Source organism: Dietzia sp. ANT_WB102 (assembly GCF_008369165.1).
Lineage (GTDB): Bacteria > Actinomycetota > Actinomycetes > Mycobacteriales > Mycobacteriaceae > Dietzia.
The window spans coordinates 249,153-271,830 of the sequence record NZ_VOBA01000002.1 but is presented as its reverse complement, the minus strand read 5'-3'; the positions used below and the strand labels follow the sequence as shown (position 1 = coordinate 271,830).

The window sequence follows — 22,678 nt, the reverse complement described above, 5'->3', positions numbered from 1 at the left end:
GGTCAGTCCCTCGTGAGTTTGCGGTGCGTGACCCGGTGCGGGCGGGCCGCGTCGGCGCCGAGACGCTCGACCTTGTTCTTCTCGTAGCCCTCGAAGTTGCCCTCGAACCAGTACCACTGCCCCTCGGCCACGTTGCCCTCCCAGGCGAGGATGTGGGTACAAGTGCGGTCCAGGAACCACCGGTCGTGCGAGATGACGACGGCGCAACCCGGGAAGTCCTCGAGTGCGTTCTCCAGGCTGCCCAGCGTCTCGGTGTCGAGGTCGTTGGTCGGCTCGTCCAGGAGGATCAGGTTGCCGCCAACCTTGAGGGTCAGCGCCAGGTTGAGACGGTTGCGCTCACCACCGGACAGGACGCCAGCCTTCTTCTGCTGGTCCGGCCCCTTGAAGCCGAAGGCGCTGACGTAGGCGCGCGAGGGCATCTCGTTCTGGCCGACCTCGATGTAGTCGTTGCCCTCGGAGACGACCTCCCACACCGATTTCTCCGGGTCGATGTTCGCGCGGTTCTGGTCCACGTAACTGAGCTTGACGGTGTCGCCCACCTTGACAGTGCCGGAATCCGGCTCCTCGAGGCCCACGATGGTCTTGAACAGTGTCGTCTTACCGACACCGTTGGGACCGATCACGCCGACGATGCCGTTTCGCGGAAGGGTGAACGACAGGTCCTTGATGAGGACGCGGCCGTCGAAGCCCTTGTGCAGGTTCTCGACCTCCACCACCACGTTGCCGAGGCGCGGCGGCGTGGGGATCTGGATCTCTTCGAAATCGAGCTTGCGGTGCTTCTCGGCCTCCGCGGCCATCTCCTCGTACTTGGCCAGACGGGCCTTGGACTTACTCTGCCGGGCCTTGGCGCCGGAGCGCACCCACTCGAGCTCGGCCTTGAGACGCTTCTGCAGCTTCTGGTCCTTCTTGCCTTGGACCTCCAGGCGCTCGGCTTTCTTCTCCAGGTAGGTGGAGTAGTTGCCCTCGTAGGGGTGCAACTGGCCGCGGTCGACCTCGCAGATCCACTCCGCAACGTGGTCAAGGAAGTACCGGTCGTGTGTGACTGCCAGGACGGCGCCGGGATAGGCGGCCAGGTGCTGCTCGAGCCACAGCACGGACTCAGCGTCCAGGTGGTTTGTGGGCTCGTCGAGCAGCAGCAGGTCAGGCTTGCTCAACAGAAGCTTGCAGAGCGCCACGCGACGCATCTCGCCGCCGGACAGGTTGGTCACCGGCGAATCGCCCGGCGGGCAGCGCAGGGCATCCATGGCCTGCTCGATCTGCGAGTCGACATCCCAGGCGTCCACGGCGTCGAGCTGCTCCTGCAGCCGACCCATTTCCTCCATGAGCTCGTCGGTGTAGTTGGTCGCCATCTCCTCGGCGACCTCGTTGTACCGGCGCAGCTGCACCATCGTCTCGCCGAGTCCGTCCTCGACGTTCTCCTTGACGGTCTTGTCCGGATCGAGCTCAGGCTCCTGCAGCAGGATGCCGACAGTGGCCTCCGGGTCGAGGAACGCCTCGCCGTTGGAGGGCTGATCGATCCCGGCCATGATCTTGAGGATGGAGGACTTGCCGGCGCCGTTGGGGCCCACGACGCCGATCTTCGCACCGGGGTAGAAGGACATCGTGACGTCATCGAGGATCACCTTGTCCCCGTGCGCCTTACGTACCTTCTTCATCGTGTAGATAAACTCGGCCATTCTACCCTCTCACCTGCGCAAATAGTTCACATCGCCGCGGGTGGGCCGCGGGCACGACCCCCATGTTACGTGTCCGCCCGCGGCCCCGGCGCCCGCGTTGGACGCCGCCCCCACGTCCCGCCGCATCAGGCTCCGGCCGCCCCCACGAACTCGCCCTCATCGCTCGGCTCGGACTCCGCCGCCTGTGAGTCCCGCGACCCGATGTCCATCGCGTCCTCGCCCCCGCCCACGTCCTGCGGACCACCCCCATCGGCGCCCGGCCCCTCGACCGGCGCATCCGTCTTTGCCCGGCGAACCGTGACGTCCATGCGGGACAGGTCCGGCCCCACGGCGCTGACCCGCATCTCCAGGTCACGCATGAGTCGGCCGTCACGCTCGTACTCGTTGGTGAGCAACCGGCCGTGGAGGATCACCCCGTCGCCCTTGCAGATCGCGCCGGACGCCCGTTGTGCCAGCCTGCCCCAGCAGTTGGCGGAGAAATACAGCGTGCCGCCGGTCTTCCACTCCCCCGAGAGGCGATCCTGGTAGCGGCTGTTGCTGGCCACCCGAAAGGTGAAGACCTGGTCGTCGCCCACCCGCCGGGTGGTGGGGTCGGTGATTACCGTTCCGCGGACGGTCGTGTGAGTCTCGTTCATGGGCTAACTCCTGTCACGTTCGGCCGACCGTGCGTCGGCCTCGTGACCCGAGCGTGCCCCAGCTCGTCGTCGTCACCCTTCGCCCTCACCGCCCGTCGTGGCCGCACTGTGGAGAGGTGGCGGGGTGTGGAGAACAGCGTTCAATCGGACGACGAGGAGCGCGGTGTCAGTGTCGACGATCGGCGCGGGACATCTCGCGGAGCATCTCGTTATACGCCTTGAGCTCGGCGTCGTCATCTCGCTCGGCCTGCCGCTCCCCGCGCCGGGCCTCACGCATGTCGCTCTGGTACCACTGCCACGCCAGAGCCAGCATGACGATCACCAGAGGGATCTCCCCCGCCGCCCACGCGACGCCGCCGCCTACCCGCTGGCTCTGCAGCAGGTCCGGGATCCACGGCAAGCCGATCCCCGAATACCATCTCTCGGCCAGGACGCTGGGGTAGTTCATGAGCAGGATGCCGAAGAACGCGTGGAACGGCAGCGAGCCCAACAGCACCATGAGCTTGTACATCGGCGAGAAGTGCCGCGGCGCGGCATCCACGCCGATGATCACCCAGTAGAAGAGGTAACCGCTGATGAGGAAGTGCACGTTCATGAACATGTGGCCCATGTGCTCGGAAGCGAGCGTCTGATAGAACCCGCCGAAGTAAATGAGGTAGAAACCAGCCACGAACTGCACCGACGCCACGACCGGGTGGGTGAGGAAGCGCGAAAGGGGGTTGTTGATGAACTCCACCAGCCACTCGCGGGGCCCCGGCGGGTTGCCCCGACCGGCGGCCGGCAGTGCGCGCAGTGCGAGCGTGAACGGGCCGCCGAGCGCCAGCATCACCGGCACCAGCATCGAGACGAGCATGTGACCCACCATGTGGCTGGCGAAGTCCGCCATCATGTACATCCCCATCCCGGAGCTGGTGGTGAGGAACAGGATCACGCAGCCCGACACCCAGAAGGCGGTGCGGCTGGCCGGCCACGAAATGCCGCGACGGCGCAGCTGCACGAGCCCCCAGACGTACAGGCCCAACAGGATGACCGAAGCAAGGCCCAGCACCATGTCGAACCGCCACGTGCCGAACACGGTGCTGAACGCGAAGGGGCCGGGCAATTCGAAACCGAGCAGCGCCTCCTGACGCGTGGGGACGTACAGCGGTGCGGGCGGCGGCGTGCGGCCGAGCGAGACAGACAGACCCAGCGTGCCCGCCATGACCATCGCTTCCACCAGGATGATCCGCAGCAGGGTCGGCCTGTCGACCGGCGCATTGGCACCCGTCGACTCGATCTTGGCGATCACTCGGCGGCGAATCGCCAGACCGAACAGTGCCAGTAGGCACAGCACCAATGCCTTGGACACCACCAGCAAACCGTAGGTGGAGGTGAAAAGGTCGGCGGGGTGCAGGCGCACGATCGCGTTGATGACGCCCGTGAAGCCAAGCGCGACGATCGCGACCGTCGCGACCACCGAATAGCGGCGCAGGGCCAAGGCGACGCGGGAGCCGCCGCGCCACGTGTGCACGATCAGGGCGACGAGCCCACCGACGTAGAACGCGGCACCGAACAGGTGGATGATCAGCGAGTTGGTGGCGATGTCGTGCGCGGTGCTGCCCGACGCGTGGCCCGTGGCCGCCACCGGGAGGAGCGAGAGCGCGGAGACTGCCAGCCAGATGACCGACCACCGCCAGCTCAGCGTGAGCCGCTGCCCGATGCCGGCTACCAGAGCGATGATCGCGGCCCAGCGCCAGGATGACGCGACGTCAATCTGGTTGATCGCCACCAGCCACTGGTCCGGCGGCAGCGACTCCCAGAACGTACGCCCGGAGACGTCCGAAAGCGTCAGCGGAATGAGTAGGGCCGCGGCAACCGCCCAAGCGATGTTCACCCATGAGGAGAGCTGCTGCATGCGGTAGCCGTCGACGTCGAGGGTCTTGTCCTTCTGCGGAGGAGTGAAGAACGCTGCGAACAGCGCTGCACCCACCGCGATGGCGGCGAGGAGTTCGCCGATGGACCGCAGTACCGGTAGACCCGCCGTGGTGATCGGGCCCGGGTCGGGCACACCGACCAGCTCGAGCGCCAGCTCGGCGGACATGGCCGACAGCGGGATGACCACCCCCGCCGCCACCGCCGCCAAGAGCAAGACCAGGGCAACAATGTTGCGGGTTCCGAACCGACCGGCGGTGGCAAGGGCGGTCTTCGACGACGTCATAACCTCTATCGTAGGAACCCGAGCGTCCCCGGGCAGATTCGCCACTGTCCGACCCACCCCCCGGATCGGCTACCATTCTCCCGGCGACGCCGGACGCGCGCGTCGCAGGCCTCCGTAGCTCAGTGGATAGAGCATCCGGTTTCTACCCGGCTGGTCAGGGGTTCGAATCCTCTCGGGGGCGCCGATCGGCACCGTGTCAGCCCGCGGCCTTCCGCAGCCGTGCCAGCGAAGGTTCGGCCGCCTCCGCGCGGAACTGGTCCAGCGCGAGTCGCCGATCTGGATCAGGGCGGTGTCGGTGTATCCGGCCCCCGTACGGCCGCACCTGCACGGTCGCCGCCTTCTGTGCAACAACCGCCGGGTGGTACCGCAGGACCGGACAGGTGACGTAGGTGCACAGGTCGACTCGATCCTTGACGTGCGCGACGGCCCCGACCACACTCCACACTTTCTCTGACGGGGGCGGCATCGTGCTGCTCCTCTTGCTGCTCAAGCTGGGACTCGGCCGTGCTCCGGCGGGCATCACGCGGGTAAGGTCAGCGCTGCCACACCCGCTATCGGCGGGCGCACCGAGCGGAAGACCCGAGGAGCCCCATGTCCCTGCCCACGCCCACCGCGTCGAACCGAGCAGTCGTCACCGGCGCCTCCTCCGGGATCGGAATGGCCCTGGCCACCGAACTCGCCCGTCGTGGGCATTCGCTGATCGTGGTGGCCCGTCGCGAAGCCGTGCTGCAGGAGCTCAAGTCACGGCTCGAGGGCGAATTCGGGGTGAGCGTGGAGGTCCGCGCGTGCGACCTCGCCGACCCCGCAGCACGGCAGCCGCTGCTGGACGAGCTGGCCGGGCGCGAGATCTCGGTCCTGTGCAACAACGCGGGCATCGCCACCTTCGGTCCGGTCGCCTCCCTAGATCCCGAGTACGAGAAGCACCAGGTGCAGGTCAACGCGGTCGCGTGCCACGATCTCGTGCTCGCGGTGCTGCCGGGGATGGTCGAGCGGCGCTCAGGCGCGATCCTCAACGTGGGCTCGGCGGCCGGAAACATGCCGATCCCCAACAACGCCACCTACGCCGCGTCCAAGGCGTTCCTCAACACGTTTTCCGAGTCTCTGCGCGGCGAACTCAAGGGCTCCGGCGTCAACGTCACGCTGCTGGCGCCGGGCCCGGTGCGTACCGAGGAGATCGTCGAGGAGGAAAAAACCTTCGTCGACCGCCTGGTTCCTGATCGTCTATGGGTGGACACCGAGTACACCGCCCGTGTCTCACTCGACGCGCTGGCCCGCAACAAGATGCGGATCGTTCCCGGGCCGCTGAGCCAGGCGATGTCGGTGGCCGGCAATTACACACCGCGCGGGATCATGGCGCCCATCGTCGGCAAGTTCTACGCCAAGCTCGGCGAGGGACAGTCCCAGGTCTGACCCGCGTCGGGGGTCAGCGACGCCGACGCGAGCGCGTCCCGAAAAGGCTGCGGGTGAGCTCCCGGCCCGCCGCCGACGCCGCCGACCGCATGAAACTGCGCACGGCGGGGTTGCTCAGGGTCTGGGCGACGAATCCCTCATCGTCGTCACGTCGAACGCCGACACCGCCGCTGCCGCCGCGGGCCTGCTGTCGCGACTCCTCGCGCGCCAGATCCGCCTGAAGGGCAGCCTCCTCAGCACCGACTTGAGCCTGCTCGGCGGCGCGCGCCTTCTCCTCCAACTTCTCGAACGCCGACACCGGATCCACCGTCTCGCCGTACTTGGCGTACAACTCGGAGCCGCGGGCCATCTCGGTGATCGCGTCGGTGCCGATGGTGTCCATGAGCGAACGGGGCGGGGCCATGAGCGTCCACGCCACCGGGGTCGGGGCGCCGCGCTCGGACAGCACCGTGACGATCGCCTCACCCGTGCCCAGTGACGTCAGGGCCGACTCAATGTCGTATACCTCCGATTTCGGGTACGTCCGCACTGTCTTCGACAGCGCCGCCTGGTCTTCCGGGGTGAACGCCCGCAGTGCGTGCTGGACGCGCGCGCCGAGCTGCGAAAGCACCTCCGACGGGATGTCGGTGGGCTGCTGCGAGCAGAAGTACACGCCCACCCCCTTGGAGCGGATGAGCTTGACCGTCTGCACCACCTGCTCGAGGAACGCCTTAGACGCGTCCGAGAACAGCAGGTGCGCCTCGTCGAAGATAAACACCAGCTCCGGCGTGTCCACGTCGCCCTTTTCGGGCAGCTCCTGGAACAGCTCCGCCAGGATCCACATGAGGAACGTCGAGAACAGCGCAGGCCTGGCGGCCTCTCCCCCCAACTCGATGGCCGTCACGACGCCACGTCCGTCGACGGTGCGCATGAGGTCCGCCGGATCGAGGGCGGGGTCGCCGAAGAACGTGTCACCCCCCGCCGCCTCGAGGGTGACCAGGGCGCGCAGGATCACTCCGGCCGTCGCCGAGGACACGCCGCCGATGCCCTTGAGGTCGGCCTTGCCCTCGTCGCTGGTGAGGTGCGCGATCACGGCGCGCAGATCCTTGAGGTCGAACAGTTCGAGCCCCTGCTGGTCGGCCCAGTAAAAGATCAGGCCTAGCGTCGACTCCTGGGTGGCGTTGAGGCCCAGCACCTTGGACAGCAGGATGGGCCCGAAGTCGCTGATCGTCGCGCGGACCGGCACGCCGATGCCCCCTGTGCCCAGCGAGAGGAACTCCACGGGGAAACTCTCCGGCGCCCAGTCGACGCCCGCGCGCTCGGCACGGTCGGTGACCTTGGGGCTGTTCTCCCCTGGCGCGGCCAAGCCGGAGAGGTCCCCCTTGATGTCGGCGACGACGACGGGGACACCCGCCGACGACAACTGCTCCACCAACAACTGAACCGTCTTGGTCTTTCCCGTTCCGGTAGCGCCGGCGATGAGGCCGTGCCGGTTGACCATCGACAGGGGAAGAGCCACCCGCGCACTGGGGTCGGGTGTCCCGTCGACCATCACCGCCCCCAGGGTGATCGCCGGCGAGTCGGTGGCGTATCCGGCGGCGATCTCCTGCTGAGCGGTGTTCTGCGTCATGCGCTGCTCTCCTTGGACGACGGGGGTGCCGGTGGACGGCGATATAGTCGAATGATGCCAGATCCGACCACTGTTCCGACGCCCGCGCCGACGCCACACCAGGAGTCCAAGAACGACCGGATTGTCTGGATCGACTGCGAGATGACCGGCCTCGACACTTCGTCCGACGCGCTGGTGGAGATCGCCGCACTGGTGACCGACTCCGAGCTCAACGTTCTCGGTGACGGGATCGACATCGTCATTCACGCCTCCGACGCCGCGCTCGACGCGATGGTCCCGGTCGTGCGCGACATGCACGCCTCGTCCGGCCTGACCGAGGAGATCCGCGAATCGACGATGACGATCGCCGAGGCCGAGAAACTGGTCCTGGCCTACATCCGCGAGTGGGTCCCGGTGTCCGGATCGGCTCCCCTGGCGGGCAACTCGATCGGAACGGACCGCGCGTTCCTCGCCCGCGATATGCCCGAGCTGAACGCCTACCTGCACTACCGGATGATCGACGTCAGCTCCATCAAAGAGCTGTGCCGCCGCTGGTACCCGCGCATCTACTTCGGCCAGCCAGAGAAGGGCATGTCACACCGCGCGCTGGCTGACATCAAGGAGTCGATCCGCGAGCTCGAGTACTACCGCGCCACCGCCTTCGTGCCACACCCCGGCCCGACCAGCGACGACGTCAAGCGGGCCGCCGCGGAACTGCCCGCCATCAACTGAGCCGACCTGCCGATTTCCCGGCGACGGTATCGACGGGGTAAAGTCGTGAGCGCTGTCCGCGAGGGCGGCGGTGGTGGCTGTAGTTCAGCTGGTAGAGCACCAGATTGTGATTCTGGATGTCGCGGGTTCGAGCCCCGTCAGCCACCCCTAGCGCAGGGCCCGGACCTCACGGTCCGGGCCCTGCTTTCATCGCGCGGACAGGCGTTGCCCCGCCGACGGTTACCAGCGGTTGCGCTACTGCTCGGCCCAGTCGACCAATCCGTCGAGCAAGATCTCCGACCCGTCATCGGCGTCAGCGTGGCGTCGAAGCGCCCGCCCAGAGCCTGCACACGAATCCAGGTGGAGCCTCGATCGTCGTCATCGACCTCGATAGCCACGCGTCCTCACCCACGCCCGCCGATGCGGGCACGAATCCGTCACACCCCAGCACTCCCACCGTTTGGTGCGGCCCCACCCGCGATCTGCGTGCGGTGCACGGGTGAACGAGACCAGCCCACGGCGGCCGGGGTGAGCCGGCGGCCGTGGGCCAGGTCGGTGATGTTGCTGACCTCGCGCGCGAGGTCATGAGGTCGCTCGTGCACGACAGCCGATGGCCGTCAGTCCGAGCGGGGACCGTCCGCATCGTCCGAAACATCCGGCGGGCGATTCTTACGGCCTGCCGACTCGATCGCCCAGACCACGACGCCGATCGCCGGCCCCAACGCCACACCCAGGGAGATGTTGCCCAAGACGACCCCGACGGCAACCCCGAGGCCCACACCGATGCCGATCCACAGGCCGAGCCTGGTCATGTCCACGGATCAGGACGCGCCCCGGTCGGCGTTGCCGGCCTTCCAGGTCTCCCACGGGACGTTCCAGTCGCCCAGACCATCCCAGCCCGGCAGCGTGTCGCCTACGGTTCCGGATACCTCGAAGATGTCGCCTCGCTTGGCATTGTCGTAAAACCACTTCGCGTCGCCGGTGGTGACGTTGAGACAACCATGGCTCGTGTTCTGGCTGCCCTGCGCCCACACCGACCACGGCGCGGCGTGGAGGAAGATGCCGCTGTAGGACATCCGGGTCGCGTACTGCACCGGTGTCCGGTAGCCGTCGGCCGAGTCCGCGGGGACTCCGTAGGTTGAGGAGTCCATAATCATCGAGGCGTGCTTCTCCCCGATGACGTAGACCCCGTTGGGGGTCGGGGTACCGGCCTTGCCCATCGAGGTGGGCATGGTTTTGATGACTTCACCGTTGCGCTCGACCACGATCTGCTTGGTGGAATCATCCACCCTCGAGATCACGGCGTCGCCGATCTCGAAGGCACTGTGGGCGTCCTGCTGCCCGTACATCCCGCCGCCGAGGTCCTCGCCGTAGATGTCGACGTTGACGTCGATCTTGGTGCCGGGGGCCCAGTACTCGGCCGGACGCCAGCGGACCTCCTGGTTCGAAACCCAGTAGAACGCGCCTTCGACCTCGGGCTCGGTCTTGATGTGGATGTTGTCCTGAGCCGCGCGACGATCCGCGATCGGCTCGTCAAACATCACCGCGACCGGCTGGCCGATCCCCACCACAGACCCCTCGCCCGTGGTCAGGTACGCCGCCGTCATGATCTCCGGCGTCAGCGTGGTGAAGGTGGCGCTCCTGCGGGTGACCAGGCCGGCCTCGTCAGTTGCGGTCGATTCCAGCGTGTACTGCCGGCCGTACCCGAGGTCCTCGGTGGTCCGCCACTCCGTGAGGTCGGGGTTGAATTCACCCTGGACCTGCACGCCCTCGGGATTGCGCACGACGACCGAGTCGAACCTGCCGCCCTCGGCGCTGACCACCACGGGCTCAGCTGGGTTGGCGTCGGTGGCGCCGTCCGCGACCGACAGGTCGATCACGGCAGACGGGTCCGCGGTCTCCTCCGCGACCTGGCTCCCCTGCGCCCCGCCGTCGCCGATGGTGCAGCCGGTGAGGAGGAGGGCCCCGGTGAACACCACGGCCAGTCCGAGTCGGGCCCTCGACCGGATTCCGGTCGTTCGCCGCCCCGTCCGATCCGTTGTGCTGACGTTCACCAATGGCCCCTTCCGACTTCGCTTCCTCCCGGCCGCGGCCACGACCGAGGGGATGTCCTCCTCAGTATGCCTGGTCACATGCCCGCGCTCCATATCGAATGACCTGGGGCGGTAGCGACTTCAACCCCGGTTCACCCCTCCCGACCAGGCGATTTCGTGATCTGACGCGGCTGCTGTTACTGTTTCTCTCGCACCAAGCAAGCGCCATTAGCTCAATTGGCAGAGCAGCTGACTCTTAATCAGCGGGTTCGGGGTTCGAGTCCCTGATGGCGCACATAAGAGAAGGTCCCGGGTCCACGACCCGGGACCTTTTTGTCGGCCGAGAGTTCCCCGCGTGCCGGGTCGTCCGCTGAGAGCTGGCCGACGAGTCGCCGGATGGCGTCAAGGGAAAAAGAAGAGCGTCCCGCGCACGTCCCAGGTGGTGGGGTGCGCGGAACGCTCTCTGGCGCTGGGCAACAGCTCCGACGGACGAACCTGCGGTCGCCTCAGAGGGCCCGACGGGCCGCCAGGTAGGCCTCGATGCGCTGACGTTCCTTGCGCTTGTTGACCATAGACACGGTTATCCCGCCCACGACCAGCGTTGCGATACCCCCGAGCACCGCAAGGACGCGCGGGTCCTTGAGGGCAGCGGTGGCGCGCTCCTTGCCTTCGGCCGCGAGGTTCTTGGGGTTGACCCGGTCGATGATCTCGTCCAAGGTCGTCGCGAGATCGTCACGCGCCTTGGCGATGTCGCCTTCGATGCTGTCGTAACTCCTGGACACGAGACCTCCGTCGATCGCTCGTCCGCGGGGTATCCCGCGGGTTCTTGACCCCGCCCACGCTACTGCACCCGGAGTGGATCCGCGCCGTGCGCCGAAGCATCGGATAGGTTGAAAGAGTCCGACGCCCCGACTCGACCCCCAGGAGCACCGGTGACCGCACCACGGCTCGAGGTGGGCCAGACGGCCCCCGCCTTCACCCTCCCCGACGCCGACGGGACGCCCACGTCGCTCGAGGGGCTCCTCGCGGAGCACGGGAGGGTCCTGCTGTACGTCTACCCGGCCGCGATGACGCCGGGCTGCACCACGGAGACCGTGGACTTCGAGAACGCGCTGCAGGAATTGGCCAACGCCGGCCTCGGAGTCGTGGGCGTCTCCCCCGACGCCCCAGAGAAGCTCCAGCGGTTCCGCGACAAGCACGGCATCACGTTCCCGCTCCTGTCCGACCCGGACAAGACGATGCTCGCCGCGTGGGGCGCCTACGGCGAGAAGAAGAACTACGGCAAGACCGTGATGGGCGTGATCCGCTCGACCTTCGTCGTAGAGCCCGACGGCACTGTGTCCCTGGCCCGGTACAACGTCCGGGCGAAGGGCCACGTGGCGATGGTCGCCAAGATGCTCGGAATCGAGCTGCCAGAGTCCGAACCCGTGGAGGGCTGACCTCACCCATGACCAACGAATCGCCCGAGGGCGCCCACGAGCAGACACGGGATCCCGGCGATGAGGCCGTCCAGGACGAACCGAACATCCTGGTCCCCCGCCGCCGTCCCATTCAGGAACGCAGCCGGAGGAAGTTCCAGGCACTGCTCTCGTCCGCCCGGGAAGTGCTCGTCGAGGAGGGCTTCGACTCGTTCACCTGCGAGGAGGTCGCCTCGCGTGCGGGGGTACCGATCGGGACGCTCTACCAGTTCTTCGCCAACAAGTATGTGCTCGTCTGCGAGTTGGATCGCCAGGACGCCCACGGCGTGATCGAGGAAGTCGAGCGGTTCGCGCAGAAGATCCCGGCGTTGGACTGGCCGGAGTTGCTCAACGATTTCCTCGACCACCTGGCCGACCTGTGGTTGCGAGATCCCTCCCGGCGAGCGGTCTGGCTGGCCACCCAGGCCACCCCTGCCACCCGCGCCACGGCGGCCGTGAACGAACGCGAGATCGCCCGGATGATCGCCAGCGTCCTTGCCCCGCTCATGCCCGCCACCGAGCGTGAGCGTCGGGCGTTCATGGCCGAGGTGCTCGTGCACGTGTCGTACTCGATGCTCAACTTCTCGGTGAGCGCCAGCCCCGTCACCAACGCCGGCATCAGCGACGGTGGCGTCGTCTCCTCCAGCGCGGGCGTCGGCTCGGCGGGCGGCGAGGACATCCACGACGCCACCGTCACCGAACTCAAGCGGATGCTCACCGCCTACCTGTGGCTGGCGGAAAAGGAAGCCCAGGCGGACTGATCCAGGCAGTCGGGCCCGGCGGGCGGGCATCGGCTCGGGGCGCACCGCATTGCGGCACACTCGTTGGCGACCGCTACCCCGCGGCCGGGCCCTCGAGGATGACGAACGCGATCGCCGACCCACCATCGTGACTCAGTGAGACGTTCCACCGCGCGCCCTCGCCCACGGTCGAGGACACGTACCGGGCCACCTCTCCGCCGAGCCTCACCGTGGGCCGTCCCCAGGCATCACACACCGTCTCGATCTCCGCCCACCGCAGCAGGTCCGGAGGGATAGGTGGCGGCGCACCGTACAGCGCCGCCGACCACGCCTTGACCACTGCCTCCTTAGCCGCCCAGCGGGCAGCGAGGTGACGGGTCAGCGGGTCGTCGAGGCGGGCGGGACCGGCCGCCAGGGACGACGACGTCGCCTCTCCCGGCACGGCCCCGCGGGACTCGGCACGTTCCCGACACTGCCTGCGCTCGGTGGCCGAGAAGGCCCTGGTGAGGCGCGTCCCCGGTTCGGCCAGCGACGCGGCGAAGGCGCCGAGGTCAACGATGTCGACCCCGACGCCTCTCACCCCGGTCGTCACCGCCCGGAGATCTCCGCGGTCCCGGTGTCCGGGTATCCGGCAGCCGCGAGGACGCCGTCGGCGTCGAGACGCGCGGCCGGATCCAGCAGGACCGCGGCCTCACGCTCCTTGACCTCGTCGGCCGACCCTTCGCCCAGTCGACGCGCCTCGGGGCGGGCGTAGAGCGCCTCCCCGCCATGGATGGCGTCGGTCAGACGACGGGCGCCCTCACGCTCGCGCCGCAGGCCGGCCTCGCGGATGCGCTCGGCCTCGTCCTGCCCGTACTCCGCGGCGACCGCCCGGTGGAAGGCCTCCGGGTGGGCGACGGCGATGAGGCCCGAGACGTGTCCGAAGCCCAGCGAGGTGAGCAGACCGGCCTTGAGCGGCAGGTCACCGCCCAGCTGCAGGGTCTCCCGCAGCCACACCAGGTGCCGGTGCCGGTCGAGCACGTCGTCGACGCAGTCCAGCGCCCGGTTCGGCGGCAGGGTGCCCGACCGCAGCATCTGGGTCAGACCGATGAGCTGGAACGCCGCCGCGCCACCCTTGGCGTGCCCGGTGAGCGACTTCTGCGACACCACGAACAGCGGGTTGCCCTCCGACCGACCGATCGCGGCGGCGAGCCGCTCGTGGAGGTCGGACTCGTTGGGGTCGTTGGCCTTGGTCGAGGTGTCGTGCTTGCTCACCACGGCCACGTCGTCGGCGGTCAGGCCGAGCTGGGCGAGCCCGCGGGCCAGCGGCGAGCGGCGCCCACCGCGACCGGCACCCAGCGCACCCAGGCCGGGGGCCGGGATGGAGGTGTGCGCACCGTCCGCGTACGACCCGGCCCAGGCCACGACACCCGTGACCGGCAGGCCCATGCGGGCCGCGACGTCACCGCGCGCCAGCAGGATCGTGCCGCCACCCTGCGACTCGACGAACCCGCCGCGCCGCCGGTCGTTGGCCCGGCTGTAGTGCCGCTCGTCGATCCCCTTGGCCGCCATGGCCGCGGAGTCGGCGGTCGCGGACATATCGGCGAAGCCCTGGATGCCCTCGGTGGACAGGTCGTCGAACCCGCCGGCCACCACGAACTCGGCCTTGCCGGCGCGGATCTTGTCGAAGCCCTCCTCGACGCTCACCGCGGTGGTGGCGCAGGCCGCCACCGGGTGGACCATCGAGCCGTATCCACCGACGTAGGACTGCATGACGTGCGCGGCCACCACATTGGGCAGCGCCTCCTGCAGCGTGTCGTTGGCACGGCTGCGGCCGAGGATGCCGTCGATGTACAGCGAGCGCATGCTGGTCATGCCCCCCATGCCAGTGCCCTGCGTGTTGGCGACGTCGGCCGGGTGGACGTGGGCCAGCAGCTCCGCCGGGGTGAAGCCCGAGGAGATGAAGGCGTCCACGGTGGCAACCAGGTTCCACGCCGCCACCCGGTCGATGCCGGAGACCATGTCGGCGGGGATGCCCCATGCCGTCGGATCGAAGCCGGTGGGGATCTGCCCGCCGACCACCCGGGTGAGCGTCGCGCGGCGCGGCACCCGGATCTCGGTGCCGGCCTTGCGGGTGACCGTCCACTCACCGTCCTCGCTGCGGGTGACGACGGTGTTTTCCGGGTCGTCGGACTGGTAGGCGCGGGCCTGGGCCTCGTCGTCCACCACGAAGGACAGGTCCTCCGGGAGGAACACCGAGGTGAGCTGCGGCGAGGTGCCCGCGAACATCTCCGCGCGCGAGTCGTCGGCGTAGGTGCGCACGCCCACCCGGGCGAGGACCTCGTCGTGGAAACGCTCGGCGATGTCGGCCTCGTCGATCGGGTCACCGGACTCGGTGACGGTCCACCCGGCGCGCGGCGAGTCCTCCCAGGTGATGAGCCCGGTGGACCAGGCCAGCTCGACCACTCCGGCGGCGGTGAGGTCTCCGGTGGTCTCCACCTCGAAGCGGGTGCGGGCGCTGCCGTAGGGGCCGACCTCGCCGGCGCCCACCATCACGACCATGTCCTCGAGCTGCTGGGTGACCTCGCCCCACTCGGGACGTTCGTCGACGGTGACCGTCGGCAGCGAGGGCAGCGCGGCGATCGTGCCCGCGGCGTCCTCTGTCGAGGCCTCGGTGCCGGCGGCCGGGCGGTCCGCCGCGAGGGCGGACATATCCAGGTCGGCGGTGCCGAGTCCGCCGGTGAGGTCGACGGTGACGGGGGCGTCACCGGCCGCGGAACGGAAGTCAGGGGTGCACCAACGCAGCAGCTCGGCGGCCATCTCGGCCGTCGACCAGGTGGACACGCCCGCAGCCTCGACGGCCTCGACGAGCGGGTCGTTGTGGCCCATGAGTCCGGTGCCGCGGACCCAGCCGATGATCGCGTGGACGAACGTCACGCGCTCCGACCAGGACTTCTCCGAGCCCCACTTGGCGATCATGGCGTCGAGCGCGGCCTTGGCCTCGCCGTAGGCGCCGTCGCCGCCGAACATGCCGCGGTTGGGCGAGCCCGGCAGGACCACGTGCAGGCGGGAGTCGACGTCGGTGTCGGCCCCGATCGCGCCGAGCCCGGCGACGAGCTTCTCCACGCCCCACAGCAGGACGCGCATCTCGGTCTCGGCGCGCGGACCGGCGTCGGCCATCGAGCCCTGGACGCGGGGTGCCGCGAACGGGAACAGCAGCGTCGGGGTCAGCGCCGGCTTGAGCACGGTGGTCTGGCCACCGGCCGACTCGGCGTGCTCGGACCCGACCCACTCCACCAGCGCGTCGACGTCCGAGTAGGACGTCAGGTTGGCCGGCAGGACCCACAGCGCCGCGTCACCGCGGGCGTTGCTGCGATACAGGTCCTTGAAGAACGCCAGCTTGGACTGGTCCAGGTTGGAGGTGGTGGCCACCACGGTGGCTCCGCCCGCCAGGAGGCGTCCGGTGACGGCGGCGGCGATGGATCCCTTGCCGGCGCCCGTGACGACGGCGACGTCACCCGCGTACTCGCCTACGAACTGCTCGGCTGCGGCCTCCGAGATCTCCCGGTAGGCGCTCGCGAGGGCGTCGCGGCGGGCATCGGTCGCCCGGGCCGCCCACCAGCGAGCCTGCTCGGCGACGATCTCACCGGCACCGCAGAAGGCGTCCGCCGCGTCGGCGGGTACGTCGGACCGGGTCCACAAGCGGGCCAGGTCCTCGCGGGCCGAGGCCCAGCGGTCGTCCATGAGGACCGCGCGGCCCGCGTCGAAGGCCGGGGCCACCACGCGACGCCAGTCGGCGCCGAGTTCGGCGGCCACGAGGTCCGCCAACTCGGAGTCCGGGTCGGCTTCGGCGAGCAGGTCGACGGCCTCGGGCTCGAGGTGTCCGAGTCGGGTGAGCACGCCGCGTGCGGCGCGGGCCAGGACACCGTCGGCACCGGTGATCTCGTCGGCGAACTCGGTGAGGGCGGCGGAGTCGACGACTCCCCCGCCTCCGGCGCCGGACGATGGCATCGCGACGGACACACCGTGCGCGGCACCTACGGCCGACACGGCAGCGTCGATGAGCGAGTCCAGGCCGGCCACGTCCTTGACGCCTGAGGCGTCCAGGGTGGCCAGGTCACCGCCACGGATCGAAGCACCGTCACGGGTGCCCAGCGCGATCTCGGCGATCACGTGCTGCGCCCAGCCGGGACCGAGCTCCCAGGGGCCGGTCACGCGCTCGGTGATGTAGGCGGCCCGCTTGCCGGTTCGCCCGAGGACCGCGCGCAGCGCCTCGCCGACCGCGTCGGACAGGACTGGACCGAACGGGGCGTACCCGCGAGCCAGTCGCGAAACCTGGTCGGCCAGGGTCGGGAAGTCCGCTTCGGCGGCGCCGTCGATGGCACCCAAGCTCAGCTCGGTGCCCAGGTCCAGCAGCAGCTGGTTGCGGCGCGAGGACACGCCGTCGCACAGGGTCTCGATGGAGTCGCCGGACGCGATCTGCTCGGGACGGACCTTGGTGCGCAGCGCCACCAGAATGCGGGTGGCGGCGGGCGCGCCGAAGTCGAGATCGTCCGGGCGGGGTGCACCGGGTGCGGCTGCGGCCGGGGCCGCAGATTCTGATCGGTCCGCACCGGCCGTGCCGGGGGTGTTGACGGCCGGTGCGGGGTCTGTGGGGGCTGCCTGATCGGCAACCGGGGTGGAGGCGGAGCCGTCGCCGGCGCCTACCTCGTCGTCGTCGACCTCCACGCTGGGCGGCAGGGTGCCGTACAGCGTCGCCGAGTCGCGCTCGATGTTGATCACCTGGGCGCGCGGGCCCCGGTGCGTGGGCAGGTCGAGGGTCTTGGAGGCGAGGTTCGCCACGGTCGGGGCGTTGGCCACACCGACCTCGATGAAGCACTCGATGCCGAGTCCGCCACGCTCTACGGGCGTGAAGAACAGCTCCTGGGTCTCGATCCACCGGACCGGGCTGGCGAACTGCCAGGCCAGCAACTCCACAAGCAGCAGGCGACCGAGTCGCGTGGGGGTGGCGGCCCACTCGTCCCAGTTCGCGAGGACCTCGGCCAGCGATTCGGCCGGCACGAGATCAGCGATCTCCTGAACGAAGTCGCGCTCGAGGCTGAACAGGCGCGGCACGAGGTTCGGCACGTAGCGGCCCACGAGCACCGAGATGTCGATGTCGTGCGGGATCAGCGCGTCGAGGGTGGCCCGGAAGTCCGGGACGCCGCCACGCAGGACGGTGGAGTGGAACGGCACGTCGATGCCGGGCACCAGGATGAAGGCGTTCTTGCCGCCCGAGACCGCGAGCTCGCGCTCCACGGCCTTCTCCAGCGCGGCGCAGCCGGCGACGGTGCCGGCGAGCGCGTACTGCGACCCCGCGAGGTTGTAGTTGACGATCTCGATGAACTCGCCGGACTCGCGGGCGACATCGGCCACCCAGTCGGCGATCTCGTCGTCCGAGATCCCCATCTGGGACGGGCGAATGGCGGCCATGCGGTAATCAGAACGGCCCTGCGCGTCACGCGGCACCAGCTGGTGCATGGTCGACCCGCGCTGGAAGACGATCTCCAGCAGCGGCTCGAGCTCCAGCACGCCGGAGATGGCGGCCAGGGCGTCGTACTCGCCGATCGAGTGACCCGCGAAGTACGCATCGTCGACGAGCAGGCCGTCGGCCTCGAGCTCGGCGCGCTGCGCCACCGCCAGGCAGGCCATGGCGACCTGGGTGAACTGCGTCAGGTAGAGCACGCCGTCGGGATGCCGGTGGACCTCACCGCGGACGGTGACCTCGGTGGGGTTCTCGCGGACGAGCGCCAAGATCGAGAAGCCCAGGGCCTCGCGGGTGTGCTTGTCGGCACGGTCCCAGATCTCGCGGGCCGCCGGGCAGCGGGTGCGGCCCTCCATGCCCATCCCCTTGGCCTGGATGCCCTGGCCGGGGAAGGCGTAGACCGTGCGCGGGGCCTCTGTCAGCGCGGTGGCGGCCATGACGGTGGCGCCGTCGACCGTGCACGTCACCTCGAGGACCTGGCCACCGGCGTGGCGGCCGGTCTGGACGGCGCGGACGGTGATGTGGTCGCCCGGGCGGACCGGGGCGAGCATGCGGGCGGTCCAGCCGGAGATCCGCAGCGCGGGAGTCTTGCCGTCGGAGGCCTGCACCGCGTGCTGTGCGGCGGCCGAGAGCCACATGCCGTGGACGATCACGCCACCCAGCCCGGCCAACTCGGCCGCGGTGTCGGAGACGTGAATCGGATTGTGATCGCCGGAGACCAGCGCGAACGCCGTCATGTCGTGCGGGGCGGTGAGCGTGGTGGACACGCGCTGCTGGCGTGACGTCTCGGCGGGCTCCACGACGGCGCCGGACCGGGTGACCAGTGCGCCGCCCGCCGGGCGGGGATCGCCCACCTCGGCGCGACCGGTGCGGCCGCGGATCGCGAACCGCTCGGACAGGGTGCACAGCGGGGTGCGGGAGCCGTCGGCGGCCTCGGTGGCGACATCAACCGACACCTCGACCACCCGACCGAGGTCGGTGTCTCGGACGCCGCTGGACCGGGCGACGACGACGAGGTCGGTCTCCTGCTCCGGCAGCGCCGCGTGCATGCGGACGCCGTGGTCCAGGTGGACGAGATCGAGCAGTCCCTCGACGACCGTCCCGTTTCCACGCGGGCGGTGCGTCTCGCCGAGCACGGCGAAGACGGCAGGCCACGCGGCGCCCACCAGGGCGTCCGGGACGCCGGCGGACGGCACGAGCGAGGTGGGCAGCGTGCCCGCGGTGACGCCCGTGTGGTCGATGGCCAGGGTCGGCTCGAACGTGAAGGCAGCCGTGGCCACGCCGTCGCGGACCTGCGGCAGCTCGGCGATCGCGGCCCCACCTGCACCGCCGCGTCCCACGCCGGCGGCGGTGGCCAGCAGGGTGCGCATGGCGGCTTCGGCCGCCTCATCCGTGACGATCGGGGCGGCGCCGGTGGCCACGTCGCCGAGGGTCATGGTGATGGTCATCTCGGTCGGGCCGATGGGCACCGTCAGGTCGACGGTCTGTCCGTCGGCAGCCGGGGTGAGGACGGCGCCGGACACCGAGTGGCGGCCGATGCCGTCGGCGTCGATCTCCCAGGCGTGGAGTACGCCGAGGCGGTGGACGGGGCTCACGACGAGGCGGCCGGCCCAGGTGACGTCGGGGCTGTTGAGCACGTCGGCAACGGGCCCGGTGGCGGTGGTCACGGTGCCGCGACGGCGGCTGCTCACGGCCTCGGCGGAGGGCATGTAACCGGACACCCGCTCCACGGTGGCGGCCTCGAAGCGGTCGAGGAGGTCGCCGACCGGCTCGTCGACGCGGTTGATACCGGCGACGGCGGTCGTGCCGGGAATGATGCACACGGCATCGGCGTCGTAGCGCGGGTCGTGGGCCTGCCACAGGGAGTCCGAACGCCACCAGCGGCGCACATCGCCGTCGACGACGGGGACGAACGGTACGGGCTTGCCCGGCATGCGGCAGATGTCGAGGAACTCGACGGCGTCGGCCGGGTGCAGCACGGCGTCGGCAAGCTCGGGGTACCGAGCGGTGAGCGTGGCGATGACCTCGGCCGGACGCTCCATCATCTCTATGCGGGGGAACGCGGAAACGATGCGGCCGGTGTCTGCGGCGTCGAGTCGGGCCTCGGTGCGCTGCACCATGCGGTGGAAGCGCTCGCGGATGGTGGGATCGAGCCACACCGAGCGGGTGCAATCGGCCACGTCACCGCCGAAGTCGGCGCCCAGGTCGAAGTCATCCGTGGTGTGGGTGGTCGAACCGTCGACGGAGACACCGGGGGCGAGCGAGAGTTCGACGAAGCGCCGGAGCCACTGCTCATAGGTCATCGAGTCGAGGTCGCCGAAGTAGGGCTTGGCGGTGCCATTGATGGCGGCGATGATCTCGTCGCGGCGGGCGGCCACAGCCTCGGCGTCACCGGCGACCTCGTCGAGCAAGCGCCCGGTGCGGGCGGCGGTGTTGTCGATCTCGTGGATGTCCGCACCGAGCTGGCTGCGGCCGGAGGCCATCCCGCCCTCCGCCTGGCCCGCTCCCACCCAGGCGTCGACGCCCACGGTGTCGACGAGCATCTGCTTGACCTGGGGGCTGGTGGTGGCCTCGAGGGTGGCCATCGCGGCGGTGCCCACGAGAATGCCGTCCACGGGCATGGCCGGGTAGCCGTGGGCGTTGGCCCACGAGCCGGTGAGGTAGTCGGCCGCACGCTCGGGCGTGCCGATGCCTCCACCGACGCACAGGACCACGTTCGGCCGCTCGCGCAGCATCGCGTAAGTCGACAGCAGGAGGGCGTCGAGGTCCTCCCACGAGTGGTGGCCGCCGGCGCGGCCGCCCTCGACCTGGACGATCACCGGCATGTGCGGTACCTCGGCGGCAATGCGCACGACCTGACGGATCTGGGCAACGGTGCCCGGCTTGAAGCTCACATGCCTCAGGCCGGCCTCGGTCAGCTCCTCGATGAGGGCCACCGACTCGTCGAGCTCGGGGATTCCGGCAGTGACGATCACGCCGTCGAACGGCACGCCGGCGGCGCGGGCGCGCTGGACGAGGCGCTTGCCACCGACCTGGAGCTTCCACAGGTACGGGTCGAGGAACAGTGAGTTGAATTGGGCGCTGCGACCGGGCTCCAGGAGTTCGGTCAGTCGCTGGGTGTTCTCGGCGAAGATCGCCTCGGTGACCTGGCCGCCACCGGCGAGCTCGGCCCAGTGCCCGGCGTTGGCCGCGGCGGCGACGATCGCGGGGTCGACGGTGGTCGGCGTCATGCCGGCCAGCAGGATCGGAGAGCAGCCGGTGAGGCGGGTGAAGGAGGTCTCGACGTGGACGCTGCCGTCGGGCAGGGTGACCAGCTGCGGCTGGAACGCGGTCCACGGACGCTCGATCGGCGGGGTCGCACCCGGGGTGAACAGATTGCGCAGGCCACCACGGGTGGCGGCGGCGACCACGCCCACGCCCTGGCCGCGGATCACGGAGCGGTTGAGGCGGGTCAGCGCCTCCCCCGGGCCCATGTCGAGGATCCACTGGGCGCCGGTGTGCAGCGTCCCGGCCATCTCCTCGACCCAGTCGACCGGCTCGGCGAAGACCTGACGGGCGAGGTGGGTGGCGCGTTCCGCGTCCAGGCCGCAGAGCTCCGCCCAGCGGGTCACCACGTCGACCGCCGGCGCCATCGCCGGGTGATGGAAGCCCACTTCGACGTCCAGGGGATCGAAGACGGGAGCGAAGATCTCGCCACCGGTGAGCTTGGCCTCGCGGCGACGACGCGACTCGGCCTCGAGGTCGGCGCAATGACGACGCAACTCCTCGAGGTCGTCGGGCCGGCCGACCACGACGTGGCGGCGTTGCGCGTTCTTGATGGACACCGTGGGACGAATCGAGGCGTCGACGTCGCCGAAAAGTTCGTCGACCAGCGTGCGCAGGCCCTCGCCGTCTATCCCCGACACACCCACCATGGGGCTCGCGTCGCCCCGACGGAACAGACCGACGCGCCGCCCGACCAGGGTGGCGGCGGCACCGATGAGCTCGGCGACGGCAAGCAGCCGGTCGTCAATCGACCCGAAGGTCTCCACCGACTCCAGGGCGAGGACGCCCTGGGAGTGGCCGACCACGGCCGCGGGGGCAGTGTCGTTGACGTCAAGGCCCTCGGCGGCCAGTGCGCGCAGGGCGCCCATCTGGGTGAGTAGCACGGCCGGTAGGGATACCGCCGCAGCGGAAAGCGAGGCGTCGTCCGGCAGGTCCGCGCCGTCCTCATCCTCACCTGTGGTGGTGTTTGCCCACTCGATGGGGCGGAAGCCATGGGTACGGACCACGGCCATCTCGTCGTGGACGGGCTCGGTCAGCGCGACGGAGGCGTCGACGAGATCCTGGAGCTCGGGGCCGATTCCGGTGCCGTCGATGAGATCGCTCAGTGCGTCGCGCCAGGCGATGCCTTGTCCGCCGAAGGCGAGCGCGTAGGCCGTGCCCTCACGCAGTTCGTCCGCGAGAGCGCGGGCGCCGCTACGGGCGGCGAACCCGGTGTCAAGCGGGCGGGGGGTGAGGTCGCGGTCGTCGATCGTCACGTGTGGAACTCCTTGGGCACTGCGTCAGGGGCATCGCGTCAACCGGCCAGCGGTTTCGGCGCAGCGCACAGATTGCCACACGAACTTGAGGGAGCCCTCAGCTTGAGCGGATACGACCGACCGAAACGTTGGCCGGGCCGCCCACTCCCCAGTGATCCGCGTCACCCTGAGACATGATGCACTCCTCATATCCACAGGTGAGGGGCGC

The 22,678-nt window shown here is 69.5% G+C and carries 13 protein-coding genes, 3 tRNA genes and 1 pseudogene; 7 read left to right on the top strand and 10 right to left on the bottom strand.

Translation table 11 applies throughout. The features are described from left to right. Nucleotides 1-2: 2 nt before the first annotated feature. The 3 genes from ettA to FQ137_RS12945 form a co-directional block, all read right to left on the bottom strand. A complete protein-coding gene (gene ettA / locus FQ137_RS12955) occupies nt 3-1,676 on the bottom strand; it encodes an energy-dependent translational throttle protein EttA (RefSeq protein ID WP_149293028.1) in 1,674 nt (557 codons plus the stop codon). A 125-nt stretch (nt 1,677-1,801) separates the two neighbouring features. Further along, entirely contained in the window at nt 1,802-2,311 is a 510-nt protein-coding gene (locus FQ137_RS12950) for a single-stranded DNA-binding protein (protein WP_149293027.1), read from the bottom strand. A gap of 166 nt (nt 2,312-2,477) precedes the next feature. Continuing rightward, the gene (locus FQ137_RS12945; protein ID WP_149293026.1) at nt 2,478-4,508 is read right to left on the bottom strand and encodes a cytochrome c oxidase assembly protein; all 2,031 of its coding nucleotides are present in this window, start codon (nt 4,506-4,508) and stop codon (nt 2,478-2,480) included. Between the two features lie 108 nt (nt 4,509-4,616). Here FQ137_RS12945 and FQ137_RS12940 point away from each other — a divergent pair. Continuing rightward, nucleotides 4,617-4,689, top strand: a tRNA-Arg gene (locus FQ137_RS12940). 138 nt (nt 4,690-4,827) lie between these two features. On the opposite strand, the pseudogene FQ137_RS15450 reads toward FQ137_RS12940, so the two are convergent. Then, nucleotides 4,828-4,950: pseudogene (locus tag FQ137_RS15450) on the bottom strand (LLM class F420-dependent oxidoreductase); the annotation flags it as partial. Between the two features lie 149 nt (nt 4,951-5,099). Between FQ137_RS15450 and cmrA the strand changes: the two are divergent. Then, a complete protein-coding gene (cmrA, locus tag FQ137_RS12930) occupies nt 5,100-5,918 on the top strand; it encodes a mycolate reductase (protein ID WP_149293025.1) in 819 nt (272 codons plus the stop codon). A gap of 13 nt (nt 5,919-5,931) precedes the next feature. Here cmrA and FQ137_RS12925 read toward each other — a convergent pair whose 3' ends face one another. After that, nucleotides 5,932-7,527, bottom strand: coding sequence for a helicase HerA-like domain-containing protein (locus FQ137_RS12925; RefSeq protein ID WP_149293024.1), 1,596 nt, complete (start codon nt 7,525-7,527; stop codon nt 5,932-5,934). A gap of 54 nt (nt 7,528-7,581) precedes the next feature. Here FQ137_RS12925 and orn point away from each other — a divergent pair, with 54 nt between their 5' ends. Together orn and FQ137_RS12915 are read left to right on the top strand one after the other, a co-directional pair. Beyond that, entirely contained in the window at nt 7,582-8,238 is a 657-nt protein-coding gene (orn, locus tag FQ137_RS12920; RefSeq protein ID WP_255584297.1) for an oligoribonuclease, read from the top strand. Nucleotides 8,239-8,311: 73 nt separating this feature from the next. After that, nucleotides 8,312-8,384, top strand: a tRNA-His gene (locus FQ137_RS12915). A gap of 450 nt (nt 8,385-8,834) precedes the next feature. Here the strand turns inward: FQ137_RS12915 and FQ137_RS12910 are convergent. Then, a complete protein-coding gene (locus tag FQ137_RS12910) occupies nt 8,835-9,029 on the bottom strand; it encodes a hypothetical protein (RefSeq protein ID WP_149293022.1) in 195 nt (64 codons plus the stop codon). A gap of 9 nt (nt 9,030-9,038) precedes the next feature. Then, on the bottom strand, nt 9,039-10,271 hold the full coding sequence (locus tag FQ137_RS12905) for an Ig-like domain-containing protein (protein ID WP_188065023.1): 1,233 nt from the start codon (nt 10,269-10,271) through the stop codon (nt 9,039-9,041). Nucleotides 10,272-10,472: 201 nt separating this feature from the next. Here FQ137_RS12905 and FQ137_RS12900 point away from each other — a divergent pair. After that, a tRNA-Lys gene (locus tag FQ137_RS12900) sits at nt 10,473-10,545 on the top strand. A gap of 211 nt (nt 10,546-10,756) precedes the next feature. Here the strand turns inward: FQ137_RS12900 and FQ137_RS12895 are convergent. Beyond that, nucleotides 10,757-11,032: a DUF3618 domain-containing protein gene (locus tag FQ137_RS12895; RefSeq protein WP_149293021.1), complete on the bottom strand. Its 276-nt coding sequence runs from the start codon at nt 11,030-11,032 to the stop codon at nt 10,757-10,759. Between the two features lie 150 nt (nt 11,033-11,182). Between FQ137_RS12895 and FQ137_RS12890 the strand changes: the two genes are divergently transcribed. Both FQ137_RS12890 and FQ137_RS12885 read left to right on the top strand, forming a co-directional pair. Next, nucleotides 11,183-11,689: a peroxiredoxin gene (locus tag FQ137_RS12890; RefSeq protein WP_149293020.1), complete on the top strand. Its 507-nt coding sequence runs from the start codon at nt 11,183-11,185 to the stop codon at nt 11,687-11,689. Between the two features lie 8 nt (nt 11,690-11,697). Then, a complete protein-coding gene (locus FQ137_RS12885; RefSeq protein WP_149293019.1) occupies nt 11,698-12,468 on the top strand; it encodes a TetR/AcrR family transcriptional regulator in 771 nt (256 codons plus the stop codon). Between the two features lie 73 nt (nt 12,469-12,541). On the opposite strand, the gene FQ137_RS12880 is transcribed toward FQ137_RS12885, so the two are convergent. Beyond that, nucleotides 12,542-13,039 (bottom strand): holo-ACP synthase, encoded by a 498-nt coding sequence (locus FQ137_RS12880; protein ID WP_149293018.1) that lies wholly within the window; start codon nt 13,037-13,039, stop codon nt 12,542-12,544. Continuing rightward, entirely contained in the window at nt 13,036-22,470 is a 9,435-nt protein-coding gene (locus FQ137_RS12875) for a type I polyketide synthase (protein ID WP_149293017.1), read from the bottom strand. The genes FQ137_RS12880 and FQ137_RS12875 overlap by 4 nt, the downstream gene beginning before the upstream one ends. Nucleotides 22,471-22,678 lie beyond the last annotated feature (208 nt).

Coding starts and splice junctions, on each gene's coding strand:
- FQ137_RS12945 (WP_149293026.1), bottom strand. CDS start 4,508: ATGACGTCGTCGAAGACCGCCCTTGCCACCGCCGGTCGGTTCGGAACC.
- FQ137_RS12910 (WP_149293022.1), bottom strand. CDS start 9,029: ATGACCAGGCTCGGCCTGTGGATCGGCATCGGTGTGGGCCTCGGGGTT.
- FQ137_RS12925 (WP_149293024.1), bottom strand. CDS start 7,527: ATGACGCAGAACACCGCTCAGCAGGAGATCGCCGCCGGATACGCCACC.
- FQ137_RS12950 (WP_149293027.1), bottom strand. CDS start 2,311: ATGAACGAGACTCACACGACCGTCCGCGGAACGGTAATCACCGACCCC.
- ettA (WP_149293028.1), bottom strand. CDS start 1,676: ATGGCCGAGTTTATCTACACGATGAAGAAGGTACGTAAGGCGCACGGG.
- cmrA (WP_149293025.1), top strand. CDS start 5,100: ATGTCCCTGCCCACGCCCACCGCGTCGAACCGAGCAGTCGTCACCGGC.
- orn (WP_255584297.1), top strand. CDS start 7,582: ATGCCAGATCCGACCACTGTTCCGACGCCCGCGCCGACGCCACACCAG.
- FQ137_RS12885 (WP_149293019.1), top strand. CDS start 11,698: ATGACCAACGAATCGCCCGAGGGCGCCCACGAGCAGACACGGGATCCC.